Below are 23776 nucleotides of genomic sequence, written 5' to 3'. Positions count from 1 at the left end.
GCCGTTCTCCACTGCGTGCCGGGTGCGCAGGGTCGACGGACGCCCGTCACCCGCGCGTTCCTCTCATCCGGACTCGAACGCCGTGAGGCGCCCATCACCGTCGGTATCGGAATTTCACCGATTCAGCATCGTGGGTACGACGCTCGCGGACTGTCACCGCCGGTTCGGAATCACACCGACCCCGGAACACGATCATCATCGTAGTCCGCATCGCCCCGAAGCGTGAATGCGGTCGCATTGATTTCGCCCGGGGCGCAACACGGCGCAACATTGCGTGGGGTCGATGGGGTCGAGCGCGGGATCAGTCGAACAGGTCGGTGAGCAGCTTGCCGCTCGCGATCACGTTCATGGTGAGCACGATGATGAGCGCGTTGAAGAAGAACGCCATCGAGGTGTGCCACACGATGGTCCAGCGCATGCGGGTGCTCGTGATCTGCACATCGGATACCGCGAACGTCGTCGCGTTGGTGAACGCGAGATACACGAAGTCGACGAGGCGGGGCTCGGGGGTGCCGGGGAAGAGCAGCGGAGGCTCCGCGGCTCGGTGGTACCTGGAGTAGTAGATGCGGGCAAACCCCCAGTTGAAGATCGCCCACGACAGCAGCATGGCCCAGACCGCAGAGAACTCCGCGATGGGCTCGTGCGTGCCGAGGCCGAGCTCCGAGATGAGGTCGAGCGCGACGACGAGACCGATCGCGCTCGCGCCGAACGTCACGATCGTCGACAGCGCTCGGGTGATCGGGTGGCCGACAATGATGCGCACTGCAGCCGGGTCGGGCCGGTCGACCCGCACGAGCACGTTGAGCGCCACGATCGTCGCACCCAGGTAAAGCGTCGCGAGAATGCACCAGACGAGCAGCTGCACCGTCGACGTCGCCTCGTCATCGGTGCCCCACACGACCGAGGCACCCACCCACACGAGCAGCAGCTGCACGAGCAGCCCGCCGATCTCGTTGATGACGGAGTACGCGGTCGATGCGCGGGCACCGCGCGACGCCCGCGCCGAGACCGCGGCGCTCGCCGCAGCCGGCTCATTCATGGCCTGAACCCGACGCACCGGCTGTCGCCGACGACACGAGGTCGCGCATCGACGCGTCGGGCAAGTACGCCCGCGTCAGCGCGATGCCGATGCGGGGCAGGTCGCCCTCATCCCTGAAGAGCAGATGCAGCGACTCGGATCGCGGATTGAACTTCTGCTTGAAGCGATGGAGCGAGGAGAAGCCGTAGAGGGGTTCGAGCAGACCGCCGAGCTGATCCAGCACCTGATCGACCGGGCCCGCTTCGGCCGCCGACGGGCGCACGAGCGGCGCCCCCGACAGCGAGACGAAGTCGAACCCCTCGTCAGAGAAGTGCTTTGCCGAGGAGGCGATCAAGAACTCCATGACTGGCCCGAAGCCGCCGTCGCGGCGGCGCATGAGATCGAGGGTCCACCCGACGATGCGGGGCTCGCCGGTGTCGGCGGCGGCCGGCCCGTACACGGGCAACCACGAGGTGACCCCGTGGAGGTTGCCCTCGGGATCGACGGCGAGGCCCACGCGCACATCGCGATCGAGCGCCTCCTCAACTGTGCCGAGCGTGAACTTCATCTCGGGGAGCCCTTTGTCGCCCGCCCACTGCTCCGAAATCGCCCGCACCTGCGCGAGCACGTTCCACGGCTCGTCGGCGAGGGTGACCATGCGGAACGAGATGTCTTCGCGGCCCGCCCGGTTGATCGCGGTGCGCACGGCGCCCCAGGCCTTGCCGGTGAACGCGAGCCCGGGCAGATCGACGATGGTGTCTTCGGCCACGACGACGGAGCGCCACCCGGCCGGCTTCGCGGCGGCCGAGGCCGCGCTGGCCGAGAAGGCGCACGGAATCAGCCCGGCCTGCTGCGTCGTGTGTGCGAACTGTTCGAGCGCGTCTGCGCGCTCGGCGTCGGGCACGATCGGGTCGCCGAGCACGATGGCGACGCCCGCGTGCGCCTGATAGGCGATCGCGCCGTCGCCCGCGGCGATGCGCTGGTTCGCCTCCCACGTGGTCATCCACGAGATCGTGCCGCCACCGAACCGCTCGAGCCGGTCGATGAGCTGGTCGCGGGTCAGCGGCTCGGCGGCGAGCTTGCGACGCGACTGCCGTAGGCGAACACGGAACGCGCTGCGGCTCACGATGAGGAACACGACGATGGCGAGCCACAGCAGAGCCGGGGCGAGCAGCAGCGCGAAGAGTTCGCGCGGGGAGTCGATCGCGCCGGCCGCGACGGCGGTCGGAATCAGGATGAAGCCGAGGATGGCGGTCGCCAGGTTGAAGAGGCCGAGCACGAGCGCCGCGATCCAGGCAACGCGATAGCCCTTGCGGATCCCGTTGGCGATCAGCGCGATGACCACGATGTCGATCGCGACGTCGACGAACGACGCCGCGGGCTGGTTCGAGCCGAGGGGGCCGTCGAACGGAACGACGAGGTCGATGATCTGGATCACGCCGACCGCGATGAGGCCCGAGAGCCCGATGAGGCGCCACTCGCGCTGCGTGGGCCGCCCTGCCGGGTGGCGGAAGGCGGGCAGCCAGCCGCTCGCAACGAGGCCGACCGTCATCGCCACCGCGTGCTCCAGATCGTAGAGCTCGCCGAGGTAGAGCACCGAAATGCCGACCCACAGGCCGATCGCGATGCGGGCGCGCAGGCGCCACGGGGCCGGGAGCGTCGCGATCGCGAACACCAGGGCGGTGAACGCCGCGCATGACGGGCCGACGTCGAGATCGTTCGTGAGGCGCACCGCCCACACCCAGCCCGTCTGTGAGACGAGCAGCAGAATGCCGGCGGCGCCGAGCACGCCCAGCACGTGCCCGCCGAACGCGAGCGCCGCAGTGCGCAGCGCGCCGAAGCACCACTCGGCCCAACCCAGACCGCCGACGATGAGCGGGAGCAGCGTCAGGTAGACGAGCGGGTGATCCACGAAGAACGGCGAGGTGAAGATCGTCCACCAGCGGCCCTCCTGGAAGGCGGGGAGCCCGGTGGCGACATCGGGGTACCAGGGCTGATCGACCGTCGGCTGCCACAGGGTGCCCGTCGCGATGCCGACGATCAGGAGCGCGAGGATGAACGCGATGGTGAACGGTGTGCGGCGCGCAACCGCGATGACCCGGTTCGGAGTACGTGCGTCGGGTCTCGCGGGGGCCTCGGCGGCAGTCATGGACTCAGTCTAGAGATCGCGGTGTGAGGCGGCTAGCGTTGATTCCGGGCGGGAACTCCGCCCGTCTGCAACGCGAGGTCGCGGGCTGCCGCGGCCGGAACTGGAGTGGTGATGCGCGCCGTAACGTACGTCAGAAACAACACCGTCGAGATCCATGACAAGCCGGTGCCCGAGATCGCGCCCGATGAGGTGCTGCTGAAGGTCGGTGGCGCGGGGCTCTGTCACTCCGACATCGCGATCATCGGCTTCGGCGACGACAACCCGCTCATCGGCAGCACGCTCGGGCACGAGGTCTCGGGAACGGTCGAGCAGCTCGGCGCCGACGTGCGGGGCTGGCAGGTGGGGGATCGCGCGCTCGTCGCCCTCATTCTTGCCTGCGGGCAGTGCCGCGAATGCCTCGCGGGCCGTGACAACCAGTGCGAGACGGTGTACCCGCGCGAGGCCCTCGCGCCGCTGTCGCCCGGCATCGGCAGCCCCGGAGGCATGGCCGACTACATCGCCGTGAAGTCGCACCACCTCGATCCGATCGGCGACCTCGACCTCGTCGCCGCGGCGCCGCTCGCCGATGCGGCGCTCACCCCCATGCACGCCATCAATACGGTGCGGGATCGCATGACCGGCGATTCCACCGTCGTGACGATCGGGCTCGGCGGCCTCGGCCACATGGCGCTGCAGATTCTCGCCGCGACGACCGGTGCGCGCATCATCGCGCTCGATACCGACCCTGAGAAGCTCGCCTTCGCCGAGTCGCGCGGCGCCGACCTCGCACTGCCGAGCAACGGCGACGCTGCTGCGCGCATTCTCTCGGAGACCCGAGGCGTCGGCGCCGATGTCGTCTTCGATTTCGTCGGCGTGCAGCCCACCGTCGACCTGGCACTCGCCGTGGTGCGCGGCGGCGGGGCGATCCGTTTCGTCGGGCTCGGCGAGGGTGCGTTCAGCTACGTCGCCGGCAGCGGCACCCCGCTTCCCTGGGGCGTCAACATCGAGCGCGCGTACGGCGGCACCCGGTCGGATATGCGCCAGGCGGTCGCGCTCGCCCGCGCCGGCAAGATCGGTGTCGAGGTGGTGCGCTATTCGCTCGACGATGCGGTGCAGGCATTCGATGACCTGCATCACGGGCGTGTGCAGGGGCGCGCGGTGCTCGTGCCGTAGCAGGCACGTATTGCGGGCGCCCGGCGATCCTGCGTGCGCTCACGCCGCCGCAGCCGTCGGCGCCCGCAACTCCGCGGCCGATGCGCGCAGGCATGCGAGGAAGGCGCGGATCGCTGCGCCGTGATCGCTGCGCACGCGCCGTGCGGCCAGCAACTGCGTGGTCGGTGAGCCCGCAAGCGGCACCGTCACGATCGTCGGGGGCACGAGCTGCCCGATCGACTCGGGGAGAATGCTCGTGCCGACCCCTGCGGCGACGAAGCCGATCGCGGTCTCTTGATGCACGACCTCCTCGGCGACACGGGCGACGCTGCCCGCCTCGCCGAGAACCTGGGTGACGCGATCCACGAACCCCGACATCATCGCTCGGGGGTAGGTGATCATCGGCACGGCACTGATGTCGTGCGCGGTGACCTCCTGCGCGGAGGCGAGCGGGTGCGTGCGGGGGAGGCAGGCTACGAGGCGCTCTTCGTAGACGACCTCGGTGCGAATCGCCGACGCTGTACGGCCGCTCACCCCGGGGGCCTCGTCGCGCACGATCGCCACATCGAGCGAGCCGTCGCGCAACCGCTCGAGTTGCTCGGACGAGGTGAGGGGGACGAGCTCGAGCGTGACGCCGGGGCGTTCCGCGCGGAATCGACGAGCCACTCCCGGCAGTACGGTCGAGTTCGCCGAGCTGACGAAGCCGACGCGCAGCGTGCCGGTGAGCCCGTCGGTGAAGTCGCGCAGCTCGCCGCGCACCTCGTCGAGTTCGGCGAGTACTGCACGGGCCCGCGTTTGCAGGTGTCGACCGGCGGCGGTGAGGCGCACGCTGCGCGTCGAGCGTTCGAACAGTGTGACGCCGAGCTCGTGTTCGAGGCGCGAGATCTGCAGGCTCAGCGGGGGCTGCGACATGTGCAGCTGTTCGGCCGCGCGGCCGAAATGGAGCTCGTCTGATACGGCCAAGAAGTAGCGCAGCTGACGGAGTTCCATGGGGTCACGATACGCCGCGAATGTTCCCATTCCGTTACCGGTTGATTACGAGCGAAACGGTATGAATTCCCGGTCAAAAGGGTATTTGACTGAGGGGTGAAACCTGGCTTTTCTGGGTTGCACCGACCCGGATTCGAAGGAGTTCACCGTGACCGCACTGACCCCGCAGACCGCCCCCAGCACCCGCATCGACATGCTCTATCTCAGCGAGCCAGAGGTCATCGCGGCGGGCGTGAAAGACATGGATCGCTGCATGGAAGTCATGGAAGAGGTACTCGTGCTGGTCGCCAAGGGCGACTACCGCATGGCCGGCAACTCGGCCAACTCGCACGGTGCGCAGATCAGCTTTCCGCAGTCGTCACCGTTCCCCGGGATGCCGCTCGACGCTGCCGACCGCCGGTTCATGGCGATGGCCGCGTACCTCGGCGGGCGCTTCGACGCGGCCGGGGTGAAGTGGTACGGATCCAACATCGACAACCGCGAGCAGGGGCTGCCCCGCTCGATCCACCTCATCGTGCTGAACGACAAAGAGACGGGCGCCCCCTTCGCCATCATGTCGGGCAACCTCGAGAGCGCGTACCGCACGGCGGCCGTGCCCGGTGCGGCAGCGAAGAAGCTCGCGCCGATCAACGCGAAGTCGCTCGGCATCATCGGCCCGGGCGCGATGAACAAGAGCGCGCTGCACGCGATGACCACCGCGCGGCCCACACTCGACACCATTCGCATCAACGGGCGCCGCAAGGAATCGTCGGAGGCGTTCGCCGACTACGTGAAGCTGCACTACCCGCAGTTCACGACCATCGAGATCGCTGAGACGGCCGAGGCCGCGGTGCGCGACTCCGACATCGTCTCCGAGGCCGTGACCGGGCTCGTCGGCTCCGAGAACTACCCCTACATCGACGGCGACTGGATCAAGCCGGGCGCGTTCCTGAGTCTGCCGGCGAACCTCAAGATGGACGAGGCCTACACGGTCTCGGGCAAGGCGCGGCTCATCGCCGACGCGAAGAAGATCTACGAGGCGTGGGCCGAGGAGTACCCCGCGCCCTCGCACGAGACGGCCTTCGGCATGATCGGCCTCTACTGGCAAGACCTCATCGACGCCGGCAAGCTCGACGAGTCGCGCGTCGTCAACATCGGCGATGTCTTCGACGGCACCGCGCAGGGGCGCGAGTTCGACGAGCAGCCGGTGCTCTTCAGCGTCGGCGGCATGGGCGTCGAAGACGTGGCCTGGGCCAAGACCGTGTACGAGAATGCGGTGGAGCTCGGCATCGGCACGAAGCTCAACCTCTGGGAAGCACCGGATCTCGCATGACCTCCGAATCTGCAACCTACGTCATCATCGGCGCGGGGCTGAGCGGCGCCGCGACCGCGTGGCGTCTCGCCCAGACCGGTGCCGAGGTCATCGTGCTCGAGCGCGACATCCCCGCTTCGGCACAGGGCAGTTCGCACGGCTCCGCGCGCATCTTCCGCTACGCCTACCCCGATGCGTTTTACACCGACTTGGTGGTGCGATCGAAGCCGGGGTGGGATGAGCTCGAGGCCGCAAGCGGCAAGCGGCTCATCACCCCGAGCGGCGCGCTCGACTTCGGCGCGGTGCGCGACCCGCGCGGTCTCGCCGCAGTGCTCGAGGCAGCCGATATCGAGCACGAACTCATCAGTGCGGTCTCGGCCGAGGCGCGCTGGCCGCAGTTGCGCTTCGACACCGAGGTGCTGTGGCATCCGGGCGCCGGAGTGCTCGACGCGGAAGCCTCGGTGAAGGCGATGCTCGACCTCGCCCAGGGTGCGGGCGCGCAGGTCTACATCGGCTGGGAGGCGGCGCAGGTGCGGGTGAAGCCGGGCGGAGCCGGGTACGTCGTGAGCTCGACGCGCGGTGACACGGTGCACGCCGAGCAGGTCATCGTGGCCGCCGGCGGATGGCTGCCCGCGCTGCTCGGCGATCTCGATCTGCCAACCGGATTCGCCGACGCGATGCCGCAGTTCGAAGTGCGCCAGGAGAACGCCTACCACTTCCCGTACCGCGACATTCTGCACCGCGGCGAGACCGCCGCGTACGGCTCGACCTCGTGGCCGACATTTATCTACAAGGGCGAAGAGATGCAGACGTACAGTCTGCCGGGCGGTCGTGACGCCGGCTTCCGCGGGCAGAAGATCGCGGAGTACAACGGCGGGCGGGCGATCAGATCGGCGCGCGATCAGGATGGTCAGATCGATCCGGCGAACCGCGACCGCATCGTGCAGTTCGTGCGTGATTTCACTCCTGGACTGATCCCCGAATCGTACGAAGAGACCACGTGCCTGTTCACGAACGTGCCGGGCGAAGACATGATCATCGACCGGGCCGAGGGCATCACGATTCTCTCGCCGTGCTCGGGTCAGGGCGCGAAATTCGCCCCGCTGCTCGGTGAACTCGTGGCCGATCTGGTCGCGGGCTCACAGGTGCCGCACGAGCGCTTCCGTGCCACCGGCCAGCGATTTGCGAGGGTGTGAGATGGGCGCCATCACGACGGCCGGCGACGCGAACGCGCTCTTGGCAGAGATCGCCGACATCGGCACCGACCCGGTGCGCGGCGGCTACACGCGCCCGGTCTTCTCCGCACCCGAACTCGAACTGCGCACCTGGTTCGCGCGTCACGCAGCCGATCGCGGGCTCGCGCTCGAGACCGACGGCAACGGCATCATCTGGGCGTGGTGGGACGTGCCGGGCGGTGACCGCAGCGGTGCCATCGTCACCGGCTCGCACCTCGACTCCGTGCCGGGCGGCGGCAACTTCGACGGCCCGCTGGGGGTTGTGAGCGGCCTCGCCGCAGTCGACCGCCTGCGCGAGCGCGGGGTCGCTCCGCAGCGTCCCCTCGCCGTCGCGGTGTTTCCCGAGGAGGAAGGCAGCCGCTTCGGCGTCGCGTGCCTCGGGTCGCGCCTGCTCGCCGGGGTGACCCCGCCGAGCCGCGTGCGCGAGCTGACCGATGAGGCGGGTGTGAGCTATGCCCAGGCCGCGACTGCGGCCGGGTTCGATCCGGATCGCATCGGCCCCGACCCCGAGCGTCTCGCCCGCATCGCGGCGTTCGTGGAGTTGCACGTGGAACAGGGCCGCGGGCTCGAAGATCTCGGGCAGCCGGTCGCGCTCGCCGGGGCGATTCTCGGACACGGCCGCTGGCACGTGATCATCGAGGGTCGCGGCGATCACGCCGGGGCGACGCGCATGAGCGATCGCCAAGACCCGGTGGTGGTCGCGGCTGAGATGATCCGGAGCACCCGCGAGCGCACGCTCGCCGTGCCCGACGCCCGCGGCACGGTCGGTCGTATCGCCGTCGTGCCCGGCGGCACCAACGTCATCGCCTCGCGTGCCGAAACCTGGCTCGACGTGCGGCACCGCGACGAGGCATCGGTGCGTCGCATCGTCGCCGAGATTCGCGCCGATGTGCAGCGCGCCGCCGAGGCCGAGGGGTGCTCCGTGCGGGTCGAGGAGCAGTCGTTCTCGCCCACCGTCGATTTCGACCCGAAGCTGCGCGCGCATCTGCGGACGGTGCTGCCGGCCGCTCCGGTGCTCGACACCGGCGCCGGCCACGACGCCGGGGTGCTCGCCGCGGCGATTCCGACCGCGATGCTCTTCGTGCGCAACCCGACCGGCGCCTCCCACACCCCGGCCGAGACCTCCGCGCCCGCCGACGTCGACGCGGGAGTCGAAGCCCTCACCGACGTGTTGCACTCGCTCCTGACGTACTAACCCCCTGCGGGCGGGCCCCAGCCGGGCTCGCCCGCAGTGCTTTCCCCTCCCGAAACCGCCCCCGAAAGGACCGATATGGATATCACCTCGCAGGTGAACACGGCGTGGATGCTCACCGCCACCGTCGCCGTCACCCTCATGCTGCCCGGGCTCGCGCTCTACTACGGCGGCCTCTCGCGCACCAAGAACATCCTGAACACCATCATGATCGTCTTCGGCGGCTTCGCCGTGACCGCCGTGCTGTGGGTGCTCGTCGGCTACGGCCTGACGCTCGGCGACTCGGTCGGCGGGGCGGGCATCATCGGCAACCCGGCTGGCCTGATCGGCATCGGCGAGCTGCTCGGCGCCGAAACGCCGGAGGGTGCTGTGCCCGCGATTCTCATCGCCGTCTTCCAACTGATCTTCGCCGGCCTCACCGTCGGCATCATCGGCGGCGCCGTCGAGGGGCGCATGAAGTTCTCGACGTGGCTGATCTTCAGCGGCCTGTGGGCGACGCTCGTCTACTTCCCCGTGGCGCACTGGGTGTTCGCATTCGACGCGGCCGATGGATCGACGATCGGCGGGTGGATCGCCAACAAGGTGCACGCCATCGACTTCGCCGGCGGCACCGCCGTGCACATGAACGCCGGCGTCGCCGCGCTCGTGCTCGCGCTCTTCCTCGGTAAGCGCCGCGACTTCCCGCACGTCGGCCGGCCCGGCAACCTGCCCATCGCGGTGCTCGGCGGCGGCCTGCTGCTCGTCGGCTGGTACGGCTTCAACGGCGGGTCGTCGGGCGGCATCAACGACAGCACGGGCGTCGCCCTCACCAACACCCTCGTCGCCGCGTGCGCCGGTTTGCTCGGCTGGCTCGTGATCGAGCGGATCGTGCGCAAGGCGGCCACCTCGCTCGGCGCGATCTCGGGCGTGCTCGGCGGTCTCGTCGGCATCACCCCGGCCGCGAACTCGGTGTCGCCGCTCGGCGCCCTCGGCATCGGCTTCCTCGCAGGCGTCGTCGCGTTCGCGACGCTCGGCCTGAAAGAGAAGCTCGGCTACGACGACGCGCTCGACGCGGTGGCGATCCACATGTTCCCCGGCATCTTCGGCACGATCGCGATCGCGTTCATCGCCGACCCCAGCTCGCCCGCGGGGGCGACCGGCATCTTCTTCGGCGGCGGGTGGGAACTGCTCGGTGCGCAGCTCACCGCGGTGGGCGCGGTCTTCGCCTACACGTTCATCGTCACGGCGATCATCGCGTTCGTGCTCAAGGTCACCGTTGGGCTCCGCGTGCCCGAGGGCGAGGAGCGCGCGGGCCTCGACACCTCACTGCACGTCGAGACCGCGTATGAGTTCGACGACACGCGGCCGTGAGTCGCGCGTGCGCTCGCACCCGCTCCGCTCCTGCCTGAAACCTTGAAAGGATACGCATCATGAAGCTCATCACCGCAGTGCTGCAGACCAGCGCCCTCGAACCCGTGAAGCTCGCCCTCGCCGAAGTCGGCGTGAAAGGCATGACGATCTCGGATGCGAAGGGGCACGGCACCCAGACCGGCAAGGTCGAGGTCTATCGCTCGCAGAAGGTCAAAGTCGACTTTCTTCCGAAGCTGTACATCGAGATCGTGGTCGCCGATGAGGTGCTCGAACCCGCGCTGACCGCGATTCAAGACGCCGCACGCACCGGATCGATCGGCGACGGCAAGATCTGGGTGACCGACGTGCTCCAGGTGATTCGCGTGCGCACCGGCGAGACCGGGGAAGACGCGACGAAGTAGTCGGCAGCCGGGCCCGAAGCAGTGCGGCGGCTGCGCCGCTCCGGGCCCGGCTTTACTTACGCGAGGCCGGGGCCGAACGTGACGCGCCCGCCGAGCAGCGTCGTCGCGACCGGCAGGCGATCGAGCTCGTGCGGGGCCACGCGCAGCGGGTCGGCGTCGAGCAGCACCAGGTCGGCCGCGTCGCCCGGTTGCGGGGCGAGGCGCCCGCGCATCGACGCCGCGAGTGCCTGCGTCACCGAGATTCGCTGCCCCGGGGCCCAGGGCGCGTCATCGTCTCGCTGCCGTGTGACGGCGGCGCGGATCGCGAGCCAGGGGTCGAGCGGCGCCACGGGAGCATCTGACCCGAACGCGAGTCGGGCGCCGCTCGCGAGCAGTGCGGCGAGCGGAAACGCGTCGTTCGCGCGGTCGGGCCAGCGGCGGTCGGCGGTGGCGCGATCATCGAGCAAATGCTCCGGCTGCACGCTCGCGACGACGCCGAGCACACCGAAGCGCGGCACGTCATCACGTCGCACGAGTTGCGCATGCTCGATCCGGCCGCCGATGCCCAGCTCAGCGTACGCGTCGAGCACCTCGGCATTGGCTCGATCGCCGATCGCGTGGATCGCGAGCTTCAGCCCGGCACCGTGCGCTCGGCGCATCAGCGCGCGCAACTCGGAACCGCTGCGCAGCGCGCGACCCGTGCCACCGGTATCGGCGTAGGGAGCGCAGCACCAGGCCGTGCCGGTGCCGAGCGAGCCGTCCATCACGATCTTGAGCGGCCCGACGCGCACGAGCCCCCGGGGGCCGACCGCATCGCCGCTGCGGAGGCCCTCGGTGATCGCTCGCTCCAGATCATCGGGATAGATGCCGCTCTCGACGCGCAGCACGTCGAACCCCGCGAGCTCGCGCCGCTGCCATGCCCCGAGCTCCCACCGCATCTCCAAGTCGACGACGCCGACGACTCCGCGGGCCGCAGCCGCCCGGGCCGCCGCAGCGACCTCGCGATCGACCGACTCGGGGTCCGAGCGATCGAGCTCGCGCACCACGGCGAAGCACTCGTCTTCGACGAGGTGACCATCACCCGAAGCGGCGCGACCGCGGGCGGCGAGCGCGGCGGAGTTCAACCAGCATCCGTGCAGATCCGCGCCGACGACCACGATGCGCGTCTGTTCGCCCCCGCTGCGGGCGACGCGGTCGAGCGCGTCCCGGTCGAGCGTGTCGGGCCAGGACGCGGCGCGAGCGCGCACCGCGACGACCTCGTTCCCATCGGCGTCGGCGATGCCGCGTGCGACCAGCGCGAGCGCCTCCGCTGCGCTCGCCGCAGGCCCGAGATCGATGCGCGACCGCGAGAGGGCCCACTGGCGCAGATGCACGTGTTCGTCCCACAGACCCGACGTGAGCGTGCGGCCCTCAGCCTCGATCGCCGCCTCGGTGCGGGGGAGCGAGCCCGACGGGGCGACCGACGCGATGCGCCCATCGGCGATCGCGACATCGATGAGGGCATCCGACCCCGGAACGCGGGCTCCGCGCACCTGCCCCACCATCATGGGGTCGGATCCGGCGCCCCGCTTCCGCGGTGCGCGACCCGGCCGTTCACGACGGTGAGGAGTACCTCGGTGGCGGCGAACACGTCGGGGTTCGCGGTGATCGGATCATCGCGGAACACCGCCAGGTCGGCGACCGCCCCGGGCGCGATGACGCCCGCGTCGGGGCGGTCGATCGCCGCCCAGCAGTTGCGGGTGATCGCGGCGAGCGTGCGCGCGGGCGAGAGCGCCTGATGCGGGTCGACCGCGGGTCGGGGCGAACCGTGCCGACGACGGGTCACATTGGCGGCGAAGACTCGCCGAGCATCGAAGTCGTCGACCGGCCAATCCGAGCCCAGCGCGACGACCGCGCCGGCCGCGTCGAGGTCGGCGATGCGCCAGCCGTGGCGGGCCCGCTCCGAGCCGCGCCCGAGCCGCGTCGTCCACATGTCCCGGCCGTCGTCGCGCTGCGCAAACGCGTGGATCGGCTGCATGCTCGCGATGACCCCGAGTTCGGCGAAGCGCGCCAGCGCGCGATCCGGAATCGTCTCGATGTGTTCGATGCGGTGCGTCACCCGCGACGCGCTGCTCGGGATCGCCGCGACGCAATCGAGCACGAACTCGACGGCACGGTCGCCGATCGCGTGGGTCGCCGTGGGCACACCGCTCTCGGCAAGCGCGTGGATCGTGCGGGCGAAGGTCTCGCTCGGCACCCAATACGGCGTGAGGCCATCGCCCCGGGTATCAGGCTCGCAGAGCCAGGCGGACCCGTTGTCGATGCTGCCGTCGAGCATGAACTTCACGCCCTCGACCCGCCAGCGACGCCCGCCGACGCCCTGCAGATCGATCATGCGGCGCAGCGTCTCGGCCCACGGGTCGGTCGCGTGCCAGAGCGGGGAGACGCGCACGCGCACCGGAAGGTCGCCGGTCTCCTCGAGTGCGCGGAGCACCTCGAGATCGCCCTCCTCCATGTTCATCTGGTGCAGCGAGGTGTACCCGCTGGCCGCGAATTCTGCGAGCTTGTCGCGCACCGCCGCCACGCGCTGCGCCATCGGCATGCGCGGGTACAGCTCGGTGACCAGCATCTCGGCGTCGGCTTCGATGAGGTAGCCGGTCGGGCTGCCCGCCGCATCCACCTCGATCGAGGCGTTGTTGCCGAAGTCGCGGGCACCGTCGATGCCGGCGAGCTCCAGTGCGCGGCTGCTCGCGATCACGGAGTGCCCGTCGAAGAGCAGCAGATAGCCGGGTCGGCCGTCGAACGCCGCCTCGAACGGAGCGTTCGAGACCTCGCCGTCGACGAAGAGATCGAACGACAGGCCGAAACCGCGCACCCAGTCGTCGGGCCCGCGATCCTGCACGAACTCGGAGATCCGGTCTGCGACCTCTGTGACCGTCGTGCAATCGTGCAGCATCAGCGCTGCGAAGCGGGACTCGGCGCCAGAGAGCGGGTGCACGTGGGCGTCGACGAAGCCCGCGGTGATCGTCGCATCGCCGAGGTCGATCACCTCGGCGCCCGACGTCTCCCACTTCGCGGCATCCGCGCGCGTGCCGACCGCCGCGATGCGGCGACCGCTCACGGCGACGGCAGCGAGGTCGCCGGCCGGGTTCGTGCCGGCTTCGGCGCCGGTTCTGACGGTGCCGGCGAGCAACACGAGATCGGCGCGCACCTGGGCGGTCACGCGACGCCTCCGTGCGTCTCGAGCAGCGGTGCGTCGGGAGCCCCGGCGCCCGCGCGGCGCAGCCGCTGCACCTCGGGGTCGGGAACCGGCACGGCGCTGATGAGGCGCTGCGTGTACGGGTGCTGCGGATGATGCAGTACCCGTTCGGTCTCGCCCAGCTCGACGAGTTCGCCCTGGCTGAGCACCCCCACACGGTGCGCGAGCATCTCGACGACGGCGAGGTCGTGGCTGATGAACAGGGCTGCGAAGCCGAGATCGCGCTGCAGCGACGTGAAGATCTCGAGCACGCGTGCCTGCACCGACACGTCGAGTGCCGACGTCGGCTCGTCGGCGATCACGAGATCGGGATCGAGGGCGAGCGCGCGGGCGAGACCGACGCGCTGCCGCTGCCCGCCCGAGAGCTCGAAGGGATAGCGCTCGGCGAACGCCGCGGGCAGCTCGACGGCGTCGAGGAGTTCGAGGGCACGCGCACGGCGCACGGCCGAGCCGCCGACGCGGTGAATCTGCATCGGTTCGACGATGCACTGCTCAACGGTCATGAACGAGTTGAACGAGGCGGCCGGGTCTTGGAACACGAAGCCGACCCGCCGACGGAACTCGCGCAGACGGCGCTTTGACAGCCCGCGCAGGTCGTCGCCGAACACCTCGAGCACGCCCCCGGAAACCGGTTCGAGACCACCGATAGCGCGGCCGATCGTGGATTTGCCCGAGCCCGACTCGCCGACGAGACCCACGACCTCGCCGCGGGCGATCTCGAGCGTCACCCCGTGCACCGCCCGCACCGGGTTCGCACCGAAGGCGGAGCGGTACGTGACCTCCAGCTCGTGCAGTCGCACGGCCGGAGCGGCGGGGGCGTCGGCACCGGTGCCGGCTGTGGCGGAGGTAGACGCTGCGGCGGTCGGTGGCGACGCGACCGTGCGCGCTTCTCCGTTCGGGCCGAGACCGCTGCCCAGACGCGGCACTGCTGCGAGCAGCTCGCGCGTGTACGCCTCGCGCGGTGCCGCGAACAGCTCGGCCACGGGCGCCTGCTCGACGAGGTCGCCGCGGTACATGACCGCCACGCGATCGGCGAGGTCGGCGACGACGCCCATGTTGTGCGTGATGAGCACGATCGACGCGCCGAACTCTTCGCGGCATTCGCGCAGCAGATCGAGGATCTCGGCCTGCACCGTCACATCGAGCGCGGTCGTCGGTTCGTCGGCGATGATCACGGAGGGGCGCAGCGCAAGCGCCATCGCGATGACGATGCGCTGCTTCTGCCCGCCCGAGAACTGGTGGGGGTAGTCGTCGATGCGGCGCTCGGGGTCGGGTATGCCGACGGCGCGGAGCATGTCGAGCGCCCGCGCCCGCCGTTCGGTCTTGCTCCGCATGCCGTGGGCGCGCAGCCCTTCCTCGAGCTGCCAGCCGACCCGGAAGACGGGGTTCAGTGCCGTCGACGGCTCCTGGAAGATCATCGCCGCCTCACTGCCGCGCAGCGCGCGCAGGGTCGCGGGCGGTGCGGTGAGCACGTCCTGACCGCCGAGCAGCACGGCGCCTCGCGAGCGGGTGCGCGGCGGGAGCAGGCCGAGTGCGGCGCGCGCGGTCAGCGTCTTGCCCGATCCCGACTCGCCTACGATGGCGAGAATCTCGCCGGGCTCGAGCTCGAGGGTGACGTCGTTCACGGCATGCACGACGCCCTGTTGCGTGTCGATATCGAGGGTGAGCCCGTCGAATCGCAGCGGCGTGGTGGGAGCGGTCATCGTTCGGTCTCCTGACGCTTCGGGGCGGTTCCGGATTCGTCTGCGGCGCCCGGCTGCGCGCTGCGGATGCGGCGCGGGGCGACGAGCGCGGCGAATCGTGCGAAGATGCCCGGGTTGCCGACGAGCGATCGCGATCGCTGGTCGACGAGATCGCGCAGCCCGTCGCCGGCGAGATTGAGCGCGAGCACCGTGATGATGAGGAACGCGCTGGTGATGATGATCATCTGCGGTGCCTGCATGATGACGCCCTTGCCGTCGTAGAGGATGTTGCCCCACGAGGCGTGCGGCGCGGGAACGCCGGCGCCGAGGAAGCTCATCGCGGCCTCGGTGATGACGGATTCCGCGAAGGTGAACGTCGATTGCACCACGAGCACCGACAGCGTGTTCGGCAAGATGTGGCGCCACATGATGTGGAGCCCGCCGGCGCCCTGCATGGTGCTGGCCGTGACGAACGTCTCGCTCATGACGGCGAGCGCGCGGGCGCGCACGAGACGCGCGAGCCCCGGCGTGTAGACGATCGACAGCGCGATGATCAGGTTGGTGACGCTCGGCCCGAGCGCCGCGGCGAGGGCGACGGCGAGGAGGATCGCGGGAATCGCCATGAGCCCGTCGCAGATGCGCATCAGAATCGCATCGAGCACCCGGTTGAAGACCGCGGCGACGCCGATGATGGCGCCGAGCACACCGCTGACGACGGCCACGACGAAGCCGACGAGGAGCGAGGTCGAAGCCCCCGAGATGATGCGGGCGAACAGGTCGCGGCCAAAGTTGTCGGTGCCGAAGATGTGCTCGGCCGACGGCGGCTTCAGACGATTGACCGGGTCGACGGCGTAGGGATCCAGATGCAGGATCGGAGGCAGCACGTACGAGATGAGGAAGATGAGCAGCACGACGATGATGCCGGTCATGAGGCTCGTGTTGCCGAGCATGCGATGCCAGGTCGAAGGGCGGCCCGCTTCGGGGCGCATCGACAGCACGGTGGTGCTGGGAACGGCCGTGTTGCGCGTCGAGGGTGCGTTCTCAGCCATGATCAGGCCTTTCCGACGCGAACCCGCGGGTCGACGATGCCGTAGAGCAGGTCGATGAGCAGGTTGGTGAGCAGGTAGATGGCGGTCACGAAGAGGATGACGCCTTGGATGACGGGGTAGTCGCGACGTGAGATGGACGTGACGAGCAACTGACCGAGTCCGGGAATGTTGAAGATGGTTTCGGTGACCGCGGCTCCGGTGACGAGACCGCCGAGCGACAGGCCCACGATGGTGAGAATCGGGAGGCTCGCATTCTTCAGCGTGTGCGTGAAGAGCAGGCGGGATTCGCTCACCCCGCGTGAGCGGGCGGCATCGATGTAGTCGGCGGTGAGTACATCGAGCACGGCGGCGCGTGTTGTGCGCGTGATGAGCGCCGCGGTGATCGCGCCGAGCGCGACGCCCGGCATGATCAGCGTTCTGAGCCCCTCGATCGGATCCTCTGCAGGGTTCGTGTACCCCGAGATCGGCAGCCACCGGAGCACGAGCCCGAACAGCAGCATCATGGCGATCGCGAGCACGAAGCTCGGCACGGTCATGCCGAGCAGGGTGAAGCCGGTGACGGTCTTGTCGAGCGGGCTGTTGCGGTAGCGGGCGGCGAGGGTGCCGAATGGGATCGAGAGCAGGATCGCCACGACGATGGCGACACAGGCGAGCTGCAGCGTGGGCACGGCATTGTCGCTGATCGCCTGCACGACCGTCTTGCGCAAGAAGTAGGAGTCGCCGAGATCGCCACGGAAGACGCCACCGATCCACGTGAGGTACTGCGTGATCAGCGAATCGTCGAGTCCCATGCTCTGATGGAGCGCGGCGACGGCCTCGTCGGAGGCCTTCTCGCCAAGGATGCGGCGCGCGGGATCGCCCGGCGTCAGGTGGATGAGCGAGAAGATCACCACCGATACGACGAAGAGCACCGGGATCAGGCTGAGCAGCCTGCGAAGGATGAATCTGAGCATCTGAATTCCGTGTCGGATCGGGGGTGAGATGAAGCAGGGGTGGGGTGCCGGCCCCGGTCAGCGCGGGGCCGGCACCGTCAGCGGGCTACTTCCAGGCGGCGTTCCACCAGGTGAAGTGGCCCTCGAACCAGTCGAGATCGAGGTTCGTGTTCGAGGCGTACACGTTGTGCGCGTCGCCGATGCGGCTCATCGGGCGGGTGTCCTCGATGTACTGCTGCATCTCGTCGTACATGGCGCTGGCGTCGGCCTGCGTCGGCTGCGCGCGGAATCGCTGCAGCAGATCCTGCAGCTGGGCGTTGTCTGCCGAGTACCAGGCGCGATCCGGCAGGAACCCGATCGTCTGCGTCGGGTCGGTCTCCTGGCCGAACGGGAAGACGACCACATCCCACTCGTCGCGCTTCTCGCGGTACTTCTCGCTGAACGCGCCCCACTCGTAGGCGTCGAGCTGCACGTCGAAGCCCATCTCCTTCAGCTGCTCGGCCACCACGACTGCGGCGTTGTAGGCCTCGGAGTAGTCCTTGTTGGCGAGGAGCGTCAGCGTCTTGCCCGCAGCTCCGTCTTGCTTGAGCGTGGCTTGTGCCGCGGCCATGTCGGCCTGGTTGAAGTCGGCCTTGCCCACCTCGGTGTCCCAGATGGCCTTCTGGCCGAGCACCATGTTGTGGTGCACCAGGTCGTAGAGGTCCGCGTTGCCGACCGCGGAGAGCATGATCGGGTCGCGATCGAGCCCCTCGTTGACGGCCTGCCGGTTCTCGACGTTGGCGAAGACGCCGTCAGGGTTGTCGCTGTAGACCAGGTTGATCGGCCCGATCATGTACGTCTCGAGCTTCAGGTTCGGATCGTTCTCGAACTGGTCGAGGCTGTCGAAGGGCAGCTCCGTCGTCGCGTCGTACTGGCCCGACTGGATGCCGAGGGTGCGCGTCGACGCATCGGCGACGAAGTTGAAGACGACTTCCGAGAGCTGCGCGTCTTTCGCACCCGCGCGGCCGCTCGAGGGCGCGTCGACCGACTGGTAGTCGTCCCACTTGGTGATGACGATCTTCTGGTCGGCGTCCCAGCTGTCGAACTGGTACGGGCCGGTGCCGATGATGTCGGCCGCATCCTCGATCGGGTCGTCGCCGACCTTGTCGATGACCTCGGAGGGCAGGATCGCGGGATACGCGGTACCGAGCGACGACAGGTAGAGCAGATGGAGGAAGCTCGCGCTGGGCACCGTCAGCTTGACGGTGCGATCGTCGACCTTCGTCCACTCCGCGCCCGCGAAGGCCTCGATCGCCGCGATCGACACCCGGTCCCAGCGGTTCATCGACGCGACGACGTCGTCGGCGTCGAAGTCGCTGCCGTCCTGGAACTTCACGCCCTCGCGCAGCGTGAAGGTGTACTCGGTGTTGTCGGCGTTCGCCTCGAACGATTCCGCCAGCATCGGCTGCACCTGCAGATCCTCGTCGACGGTCACCAGCGTCTCGAAGATCGGCAGGGTGATCTCGCCCATGATCGAGTCGGTTGAGATCTGCGGGTCCAGGCTCTCGGGCTGCGCGGGGGTGACGAGCTCGACGATGTCTTTCTCGGCATCGGAAGCGGAGGATCCGCCGCCGCTTCCGGAAGCGCAGCCGCTGAGCACGAGTGCGCCGAGCGACACTGCTGCGGCTCCGGTGAGGATTCGCCGCTTGCCGGTGCGCCAGAACGACGCGCCGCGAGCGGCCGTGGGATGAACGGGCATGATGCTGCCTTTCCTATTCGTACGTGGTCGTTGGGGTGATGCTGACGCGGAGCTCCGAGAAGCCGCCCGCATCGGTCCGCGTGGTGCGGTGGTCTTGGGCGAGTGTGCAGCGGAAACCCGGCTGCTCTGCTCGAGCGGTATGCACGATCGCGGTGTCGGCCGGCGAGTCGAGCAGCGCCTGCGCGTGGTCGAGGAGGATGTCGTCCGATTCGGTGTCCCAGAGCCCTCCGGCGTGGCCTGGAGCGGCGCCGGTGCCGTTCACTGGAAGCGCCGAACCCGCGCGATCGATGCGTTCGGCGGCGAAATGCAGGCGGTCGCCCGCGGTGCACCTGGTCCATCGCACTCCGGTCACTGCCGGGCCGTGTGCATTCCATTGCGCTTCGGCGAGGTCGATGCGGTGCACACCGGCCGCACCGATCACGTCGCCGACCCGTGCTGCACGGTCGTAGATCAGGGCGGTTCCCTCGTCGACGCCGAACACGAGGTGTCGGCCGGATGCCCGCCCGAGCAGCGGCGCCCGCCCGAAGCGCCCCCACTCGGTGAAGTGCGAATCGAGCAGCCCCTCGGAGAAGAAGTCGAAACCGCCGGCCGGGTGGAACCGCAGGCGGTCGTCGTCCGCGTACCCCGCGGTGATGCCGTGCTGCCAGCCGGATCGGCTCGTGCCACCGGTGACCATGCCGGGACCCTGCTGGATCGCGAGGCCGGCGGAGGTGCCGGCCACGACCCCTCCTCGTTCGAGCACGTCGCGGATCGCGGTCATCACCGCGGTCTCCGTTCGTGCGGCGCCGGGAAGCGCGTCCGATGCGGCCGTGAGCGCGGGGTCGGCGGCGGATTCGCTCTGGGGTGCGTCGGCGGTGAGTGCGAGCAGGTAATGGCTCTGATCGCCGCCGCCGAAGAACACTCCGTCGCAGGATCGCACGAGGGCCGCGACTACCGGGGCCGTTGCGCGTGCGCGGGAGTATTCCGTCGCCGCGCACGCGGGTGCGGGAGAGACGCCGACCGGAATCGGAACGCCAACTGCGCCGTGTCGCGCAAAGATCCGAGCGTAGTATCGGCCGTCGGCCTCGTCGCTCTCGGCGTCGTCGGCGAGGTCCGCCGCGGATGCGGCCGGCTGGGACGCCGTGGTGAAGATCGCGATCCGAGGTGCCGTGTCGTCGCCGAGCGCCCGGGTCGCACGCGACTGCCGAGCCAGCTCGACGACGGCGTCGATGATCTCCGGGTCCTCGTCAAGCGCACCGCCGATCAGTACCAGCGTGCCCCGAGGGTCGCACGATGTGGAGGAGCCCACGATCACGCCCGCCTGCGTCGCGTGCTGGCGAGGCACCCTGCGGCGCCGGCGAAGAGCACGGCTGCCAGGGCTCCGCCCAGCACGGGTGAGACGCCTCCGGTCGCTGCGAGCACGGTCGGGTGCGCGTTCGGGGCTGCAGGCTGCGTGGGTACGGACGGAGGCGCAGTCGGCGTCGTGGGCGGTGTCGTCGGGGCGTCGGTGACGCTGATCGCTGCCGAGAACTGCTGCGTATCGACCTCGGTGCCCAGCACGGTTCCCGCGGCATCGACCGCATGCGCGCTGATGCTTCCGCTGAGTTCGGCAGTCGTCGTATCGGTCGCGACGTCTTCGACCAGCCAGGCCCCCGGACCGAGCACGGTGTCGGGGTCGACAACCGTCTGGTCCAGTGGAGACGCCGGGGCGCCGTCGGCCTGAGGCTGTGCGACCTGGCTCTGCGTGAACGACGTATCGTCGAGCACCAGAGGAGCGTCGCCTGTGTTCCTGATCGTCAGTTCGTAGGTCACGCTGGATCCCTCGACCACCTCGGGGGCGACGCCTACCGCAGCGCCGTTCACGGAGACGGAGACGTCGAAGCTCGGCCGGCTGCTGACGGAATAGCGCAGGTGGGTGAATCCGCCCGCATCGTTCCAACTCGTCGCAGACGTGCGTTCGACGGTCGATCGGAATCGAGGCGCCTCAAGCGGGCTGTCGCAGCTGTCCCCAGATGCCGTATCCGCAGCCGAGGCGACGAGGCCCTGCGCGAGTTCGAGCGTGCCGAAGATGTCGCCGTCGCACTCGGCGGAGCCCCAGACATCGGGGTTGCGGGCCGGTTTCGCCGCCGTGCCGCGTTCGGTGGTGACGGTTCCTCCGAGCGTCAGGCTGCCGGTCGCGAAATCGATCGTCGACCCCGAGGTGAGGTACGAGTACTGCGTACCGCTCATAGCAGCACCCTCGAAACTCGCCGGCGAGACGTCGAGCACGCTCACGCCGAGGTCGCCGATGACCGATCCGGTGCGCGTGGCGCGATCCACCACGAGGGCGGTGTACTCCTCGACACCGTAGGCGACGGGGCGGCCGAGATCGATCGCGAGCCGGGCGATGCGCGGCTGTCGATCGCGCCGGGCGAAGTGCGAGTCGATGAGTCCCTCGGTGAAGAAGCCGAAACCGCCCGCGGGAATCTGGCTCAGCCGGTTGTCGTCAAACACCCCGGGGCTGCTCCCGTCGCGCCACGACTCGTAGGGTTCGCCGCCGGTGATCATATTGGCGCCCTGCTGAATCGCGAGGCCGGCGGAGGACCCCGCGATGACGCCGCCGCTGTCGACGATGCTGCGCAGCGCAGCGAGCACGGGGGTGTCGGTGCACTCCGTGTAGGCGTCCACGGCTTCCGCCGCAGCGTCGGGTGCGGTGCAGTCCATCAGCGCACGCACGTAGCGGGCCTGGTCGCCGCCACCGAGGTAGACCGCGTCGGCACCGGTGGCAATCGCTGCCGCAAGGGCGGTATCGCTGGCGTTGTCGCGGCTGTAGGTGTCGCCGGGGAAGTCCTCGCCCGGTTGCTGGTCGACCGGGACGAGCAGGGTATCGGCGCCGAGCGACGCGAACCAGTCGCGGTAGTACAGTCCATTGGCGGTGGCGTTGTCGTAGGTGTCGCCATCAGCGGCTTCGACGGCGTTCGGCGCCGGTGCCGATCCCGCGCTCACGATGGCGACCACCGGGGTCGTGCGTCCGGCCGTCGCAGCATGAGGGGCTGCCTGTGCGATCACGTGCGTCAGAATGCCGTCGCTCGTGGCTTCCCCCGGGTAGATGCCCCCGCCGATGAGCAGCAGCGTGCCCTCCTGGGACGCCGGCACTGGCTCTGCCTGCGCCGCCGAAGCGGCGAGTGCGAGGCTGCTGCAGACGAGCGCTGCGGCGAGAGCGGCCGCGCCAGTGCGGCGGGCGGTGCGCAATGCGGGCATTCGGGTCTCCAGTCTCGACGGTGAGGGATCCGGGTCGGCGTAAGTGTTTCATGTTTAGCAGAAAATGACCAATTTAGAAATGTACGTTTCAAGTCGATATCGGGTCGTGACGCGGTTGCTAGACTCGCCACGACCCAGGGCCGACGTCGGCGCAATGGGCTGAGTGCGATGTGGCCTCGGCCGGTGCCGAGACTGGTCGACATGAGCGAGGAGACACGCGATGAGCACAGACCTTCGGGGGGCCGAGGGCTACGATTCTGCCGAGGTGCACGATTCGGTTGCCCATCGAGTGCGGGAGCGCATGGGTGACTGCAGCCCCGCAGAGCGCAAGGTCGCGCGCGCACTGCTCGCCGCCTATCCGGTTGCGGGGTTCGAGACCGTCGCCGGGCTCGCGGATCTCGCGGAGGTGAGCGGTGCGACCGTGGTCCGGTTCACGACGCGCCTCGGCTATCGCGGGTTCCCCGACTTCCAGCGCGCCCTGCGCGACGAGCTCGAAGACCGGAGCGCCTCGCCGGCGGCACTCTTCGAGCGCACGGCGCTCTCGCGGCGTTCTGCCGAGGGTGGCGATCTCGCCTCGCTCGCTGAGGGGTGGAGCGATGACCTGCGTGCAACGTTCGGCGGGCTGTCTGCGCACGACTTCTCCACGACGGTCGGTGCACTCGCGGACACGAAGCGGCGCGTGTGGATCGCCGGCGGGCGCTACAGCGGGTTCCTTGCGGAGTACCTCTCGGCGAGCCTGCAGCAATTGCGCACTGCGGTGCAGATGGTTCCGCAGATGGGAAGTCTGCGGAGCGCGGCGATGTCGGGCTTTACGGCGAAAGACGTGCTCATCGTGATGGATTTTCGTCGCTACGAAGCGGAGACGCGCCGACTCGTGCAGCATGCGAAGCGCCGGAAGGCGATGGTCGTTGTGATCACGGACCGGTGGGTGTCGCCGTGCGCGGGTGATGCCGACACGGTGTTGACCAGCGTTGCGTCTGAGCGGGGGCCGTTCGACTCGGTCGTGCCCGTCATGGCGCTGGTGGAAGCGCTTTTTGAGGCGACGCTCGCGGCCATGGGTGATCCCGCGCGCGAGCGCATGGAGCGTATCGAGCAGACGGCGCAGGAACTGGAGCTGATGTAGCCCAGGGTTGGAAATGCACGTTTCGTATCGCTAGTGTGTAACAAAAGCTGTAACGTTTG

Annotated in this window: 18 protein-coding genes and 1 riboswitch; of the genes, 7 read left to right on the top strand and 11 right to left on the bottom strand. The window is 69.2% G+C overall.

The annotated features are described in order from the left end of the window. Positions 1-51 precede the first annotated feature (51 nt). Positions 52-193: riboswitch (FMN riboswitch) on the bottom strand. A gap of 108 nt (positions 194-301) precedes the next feature. Together AMS67_RS11000 and AMS67_RS10995 are read right to left on the bottom strand one after the other, a co-directional pair. After that, positions 302-1039, bottom strand: a complete 738-nt coding sequence (locus AMS67_RS11000; protein WP_053387383.1) for a DUF1345 domain-containing protein — start codon at positions 1037-1039, stop codon at positions 302-304. After that, positions 1032-3167, bottom strand: a complete 2136-nt coding sequence (locus AMS67_RS10995) for a DUF2156 domain-containing protein (protein WP_053387382.1) — start codon at positions 3165-3167, stop codon at positions 1032-1034. Before AMS67_RS10995 ends, AMS67_RS11000 begins: the two co-directional genes overlap by 8 nt. Before the next feature lie 111 nt (positions 3168-3278). On the opposite strand from AMS67_RS10995, the gene AMS67_RS10990 reads away from it, so the two are divergent. Further along, on the top strand, positions 3279-4319 hold the full coding sequence (locus AMS67_RS10990; protein ID WP_053387381.1) for an alcohol dehydrogenase catalytic domain-containing protein: 1041 nt from the start codon (positions 3279-3281) through the stop codon (positions 4317-4319). A gap of 39 nt (positions 4320-4358) precedes the next feature. Here the strand turns inward: AMS67_RS10990 and AMS67_RS10985 are convergent, their stop codons facing one another. Continuing rightward, positions 4359-5288, bottom strand: coding sequence for a LysR family transcriptional regulator (locus AMS67_RS10985; RefSeq protein WP_053387380.1), 930 nt, complete (start codon positions 5286-5288; stop codon positions 4359-4361). Between the two features lie 148 nt (positions 5289-5436). On the opposite strand from AMS67_RS10985, the gene AMS67_RS10980 reads away from it, so the two are divergent. The 5 genes from AMS67_RS10980 (at position 5437) to AMS67_RS10960 (ending at position 10757) form a co-directional block, all read left to right on the top strand. Next, entirely contained in the window at positions 5437-6600 is a 1164-nt protein-coding gene (locus tag AMS67_RS10980) for a tyramine oxidase subunit B (protein ID WP_241488055.1), read from the top strand. Next, positions 6597-7775, top strand: a complete 1179-nt coding sequence (locus tag AMS67_RS10975) for an FAD-dependent oxidoreductase (protein ID WP_053387379.1) — start codon at positions 6597-6599, stop codon at positions 7773-7775. The genes AMS67_RS10980 and AMS67_RS10975 overlap by 4 nt, the downstream gene beginning before the upstream one ends. Position 7776: 1 nt before the next feature. Next, positions 7777-9009: an allantoate amidohydrolase gene (locus AMS67_RS10970; RefSeq protein WP_053387378.1), complete on the top strand. Its 1233-nt coding sequence runs from the start codon at positions 7777-7779 to the stop codon at positions 9007-9009. A gap of 75 nt (positions 9010-9084) precedes the next feature. Continuing rightward, the gene (locus AMS67_RS10965; RefSeq protein WP_053387377.1) at positions 9085-10356 is read left to right on the top strand and encodes an ammonium transporter; all 1272 of its coding nucleotides are present in this window, start codon (positions 9085-9087) and stop codon (positions 10354-10356) included. A 59-nt stretch (positions 10357-10415) separates the two neighbouring features. Then, positions 10416-10757, top strand: a complete 342-nt coding sequence (locus tag AMS67_RS10960) for a P-II family nitrogen regulator (RefSeq protein ID WP_053387376.1) — start codon at positions 10416-10418, stop codon at positions 10755-10757. A gap of 56 nt (positions 10758-10813) precedes the next feature. Here AMS67_RS10960 and AMS67_RS10955 read toward each other — a convergent pair whose 3' ends face one another. The 8 genes from AMS67_RS10955 to AMS67_RS10920 all read right to left on the bottom strand — a co-directional run bounded on the left by AMS67_RS10955 (position 10814) and on the right by AMS67_RS10920 (position 22594). Then, entirely contained in the window at positions 10814-12283 is a 1470-nt protein-coding gene (locus AMS67_RS10955) for an amidohydrolase (protein WP_306455248.1), read from the bottom strand. Then, a complete protein-coding gene (locus AMS67_RS10950) occupies positions 12280-13938 on the bottom strand; it encodes an amidohydrolase (RefSeq protein ID WP_053387374.1) in 1659 nt (552 codons plus the stop codon). Before AMS67_RS10950 ends, AMS67_RS10955 begins: the two co-directional genes overlap by 4 nt. Continuing rightward, on the bottom strand, positions 13935-15677 hold the full coding sequence (locus AMS67_RS10945; RefSeq protein WP_053387373.1) for a dipeptide ABC transporter ATP-binding protein: 1743 nt from the start codon (positions 15675-15677) through the stop codon (positions 13935-13937). Before AMS67_RS10945 ends, AMS67_RS10950 begins: the two co-directional genes overlap by 4 nt. Continuing rightward, positions 15674-16705 carry an ABC transporter permease gene (locus AMS67_RS10940; protein WP_075201327.1) on the bottom strand — a complete coding sequence of 344 codons (1032 nt, stop codon included), beginning with the start codon at positions 16703-16705 and terminating at the stop codon, positions 15674-15676. The genes AMS67_RS10945 and AMS67_RS10940 overlap by 4 nt, the downstream gene beginning before the upstream one ends. 2 nt (positions 16706-16707) lie before the next feature. Beyond that, on the bottom strand, positions 16708-17658 hold the full coding sequence (locus tag AMS67_RS10935; protein ID WP_053387372.1) for an ABC transporter permease: 951 nt from the start codon (positions 17656-17658) through the stop codon (positions 16708-16710). Between the two features lie 85 nt (positions 17659-17743). Then, positions 17744-19375: an ABC transporter substrate-binding protein gene (locus tag AMS67_RS10930; RefSeq protein ID WP_053387371.1), complete on the bottom strand. Its 1632-nt coding sequence runs from the start codon at positions 19373-19375 to the stop codon at positions 17744-17746. A 13-nt stretch (positions 19376-19388) separates the two neighbouring features. Continuing rightward, positions 19389-20699: a cyanophycinase gene (locus AMS67_RS10925; protein WP_053387370.1), complete on the bottom strand. Its 1311-nt coding sequence runs from the start codon at positions 20697-20699 to the stop codon at positions 19389-19391. Beyond that, positions 20666-22594, bottom strand: coding sequence for a cyanophycinase (locus AMS67_RS10920; protein WP_053387369.1), 1929 nt, complete (start codon positions 22592-22594; stop codon positions 20666-20668). The genes AMS67_RS10925 and AMS67_RS10920 overlap by 34 nt, the downstream gene beginning before the upstream one ends. A gap of 220 nt (positions 22595-22814) precedes the next feature. On the opposite strand from AMS67_RS10920, the gene AMS67_RS10915 reads away from it, so the two are divergent. Next, positions 22815-23717: a MurR/RpiR family transcriptional regulator gene (locus AMS67_RS10915; protein WP_053387368.1), complete on the top strand. Its 903-nt coding sequence runs from the start codon at positions 22815-22817 to the stop codon at positions 23715-23717. The last annotated feature ends 59 nt before the right edge of the window (positions 23718-23776 follow it).

The sequence above is a fragment of the Leucobacter japonicus genome, assembly GCF_001273855.1.
Taxonomy (GTDB): Bacteria; Actinomycetota; Actinomycetes; order Actinomycetales; family Microbacteriaceae; genus Leucobacter; species Leucobacter japonicus.
The sequence above is the reverse complement of the archived record's forward strand: the minus strand, read 5'-3'. Positions and strand labels throughout refer to the sequence as shown.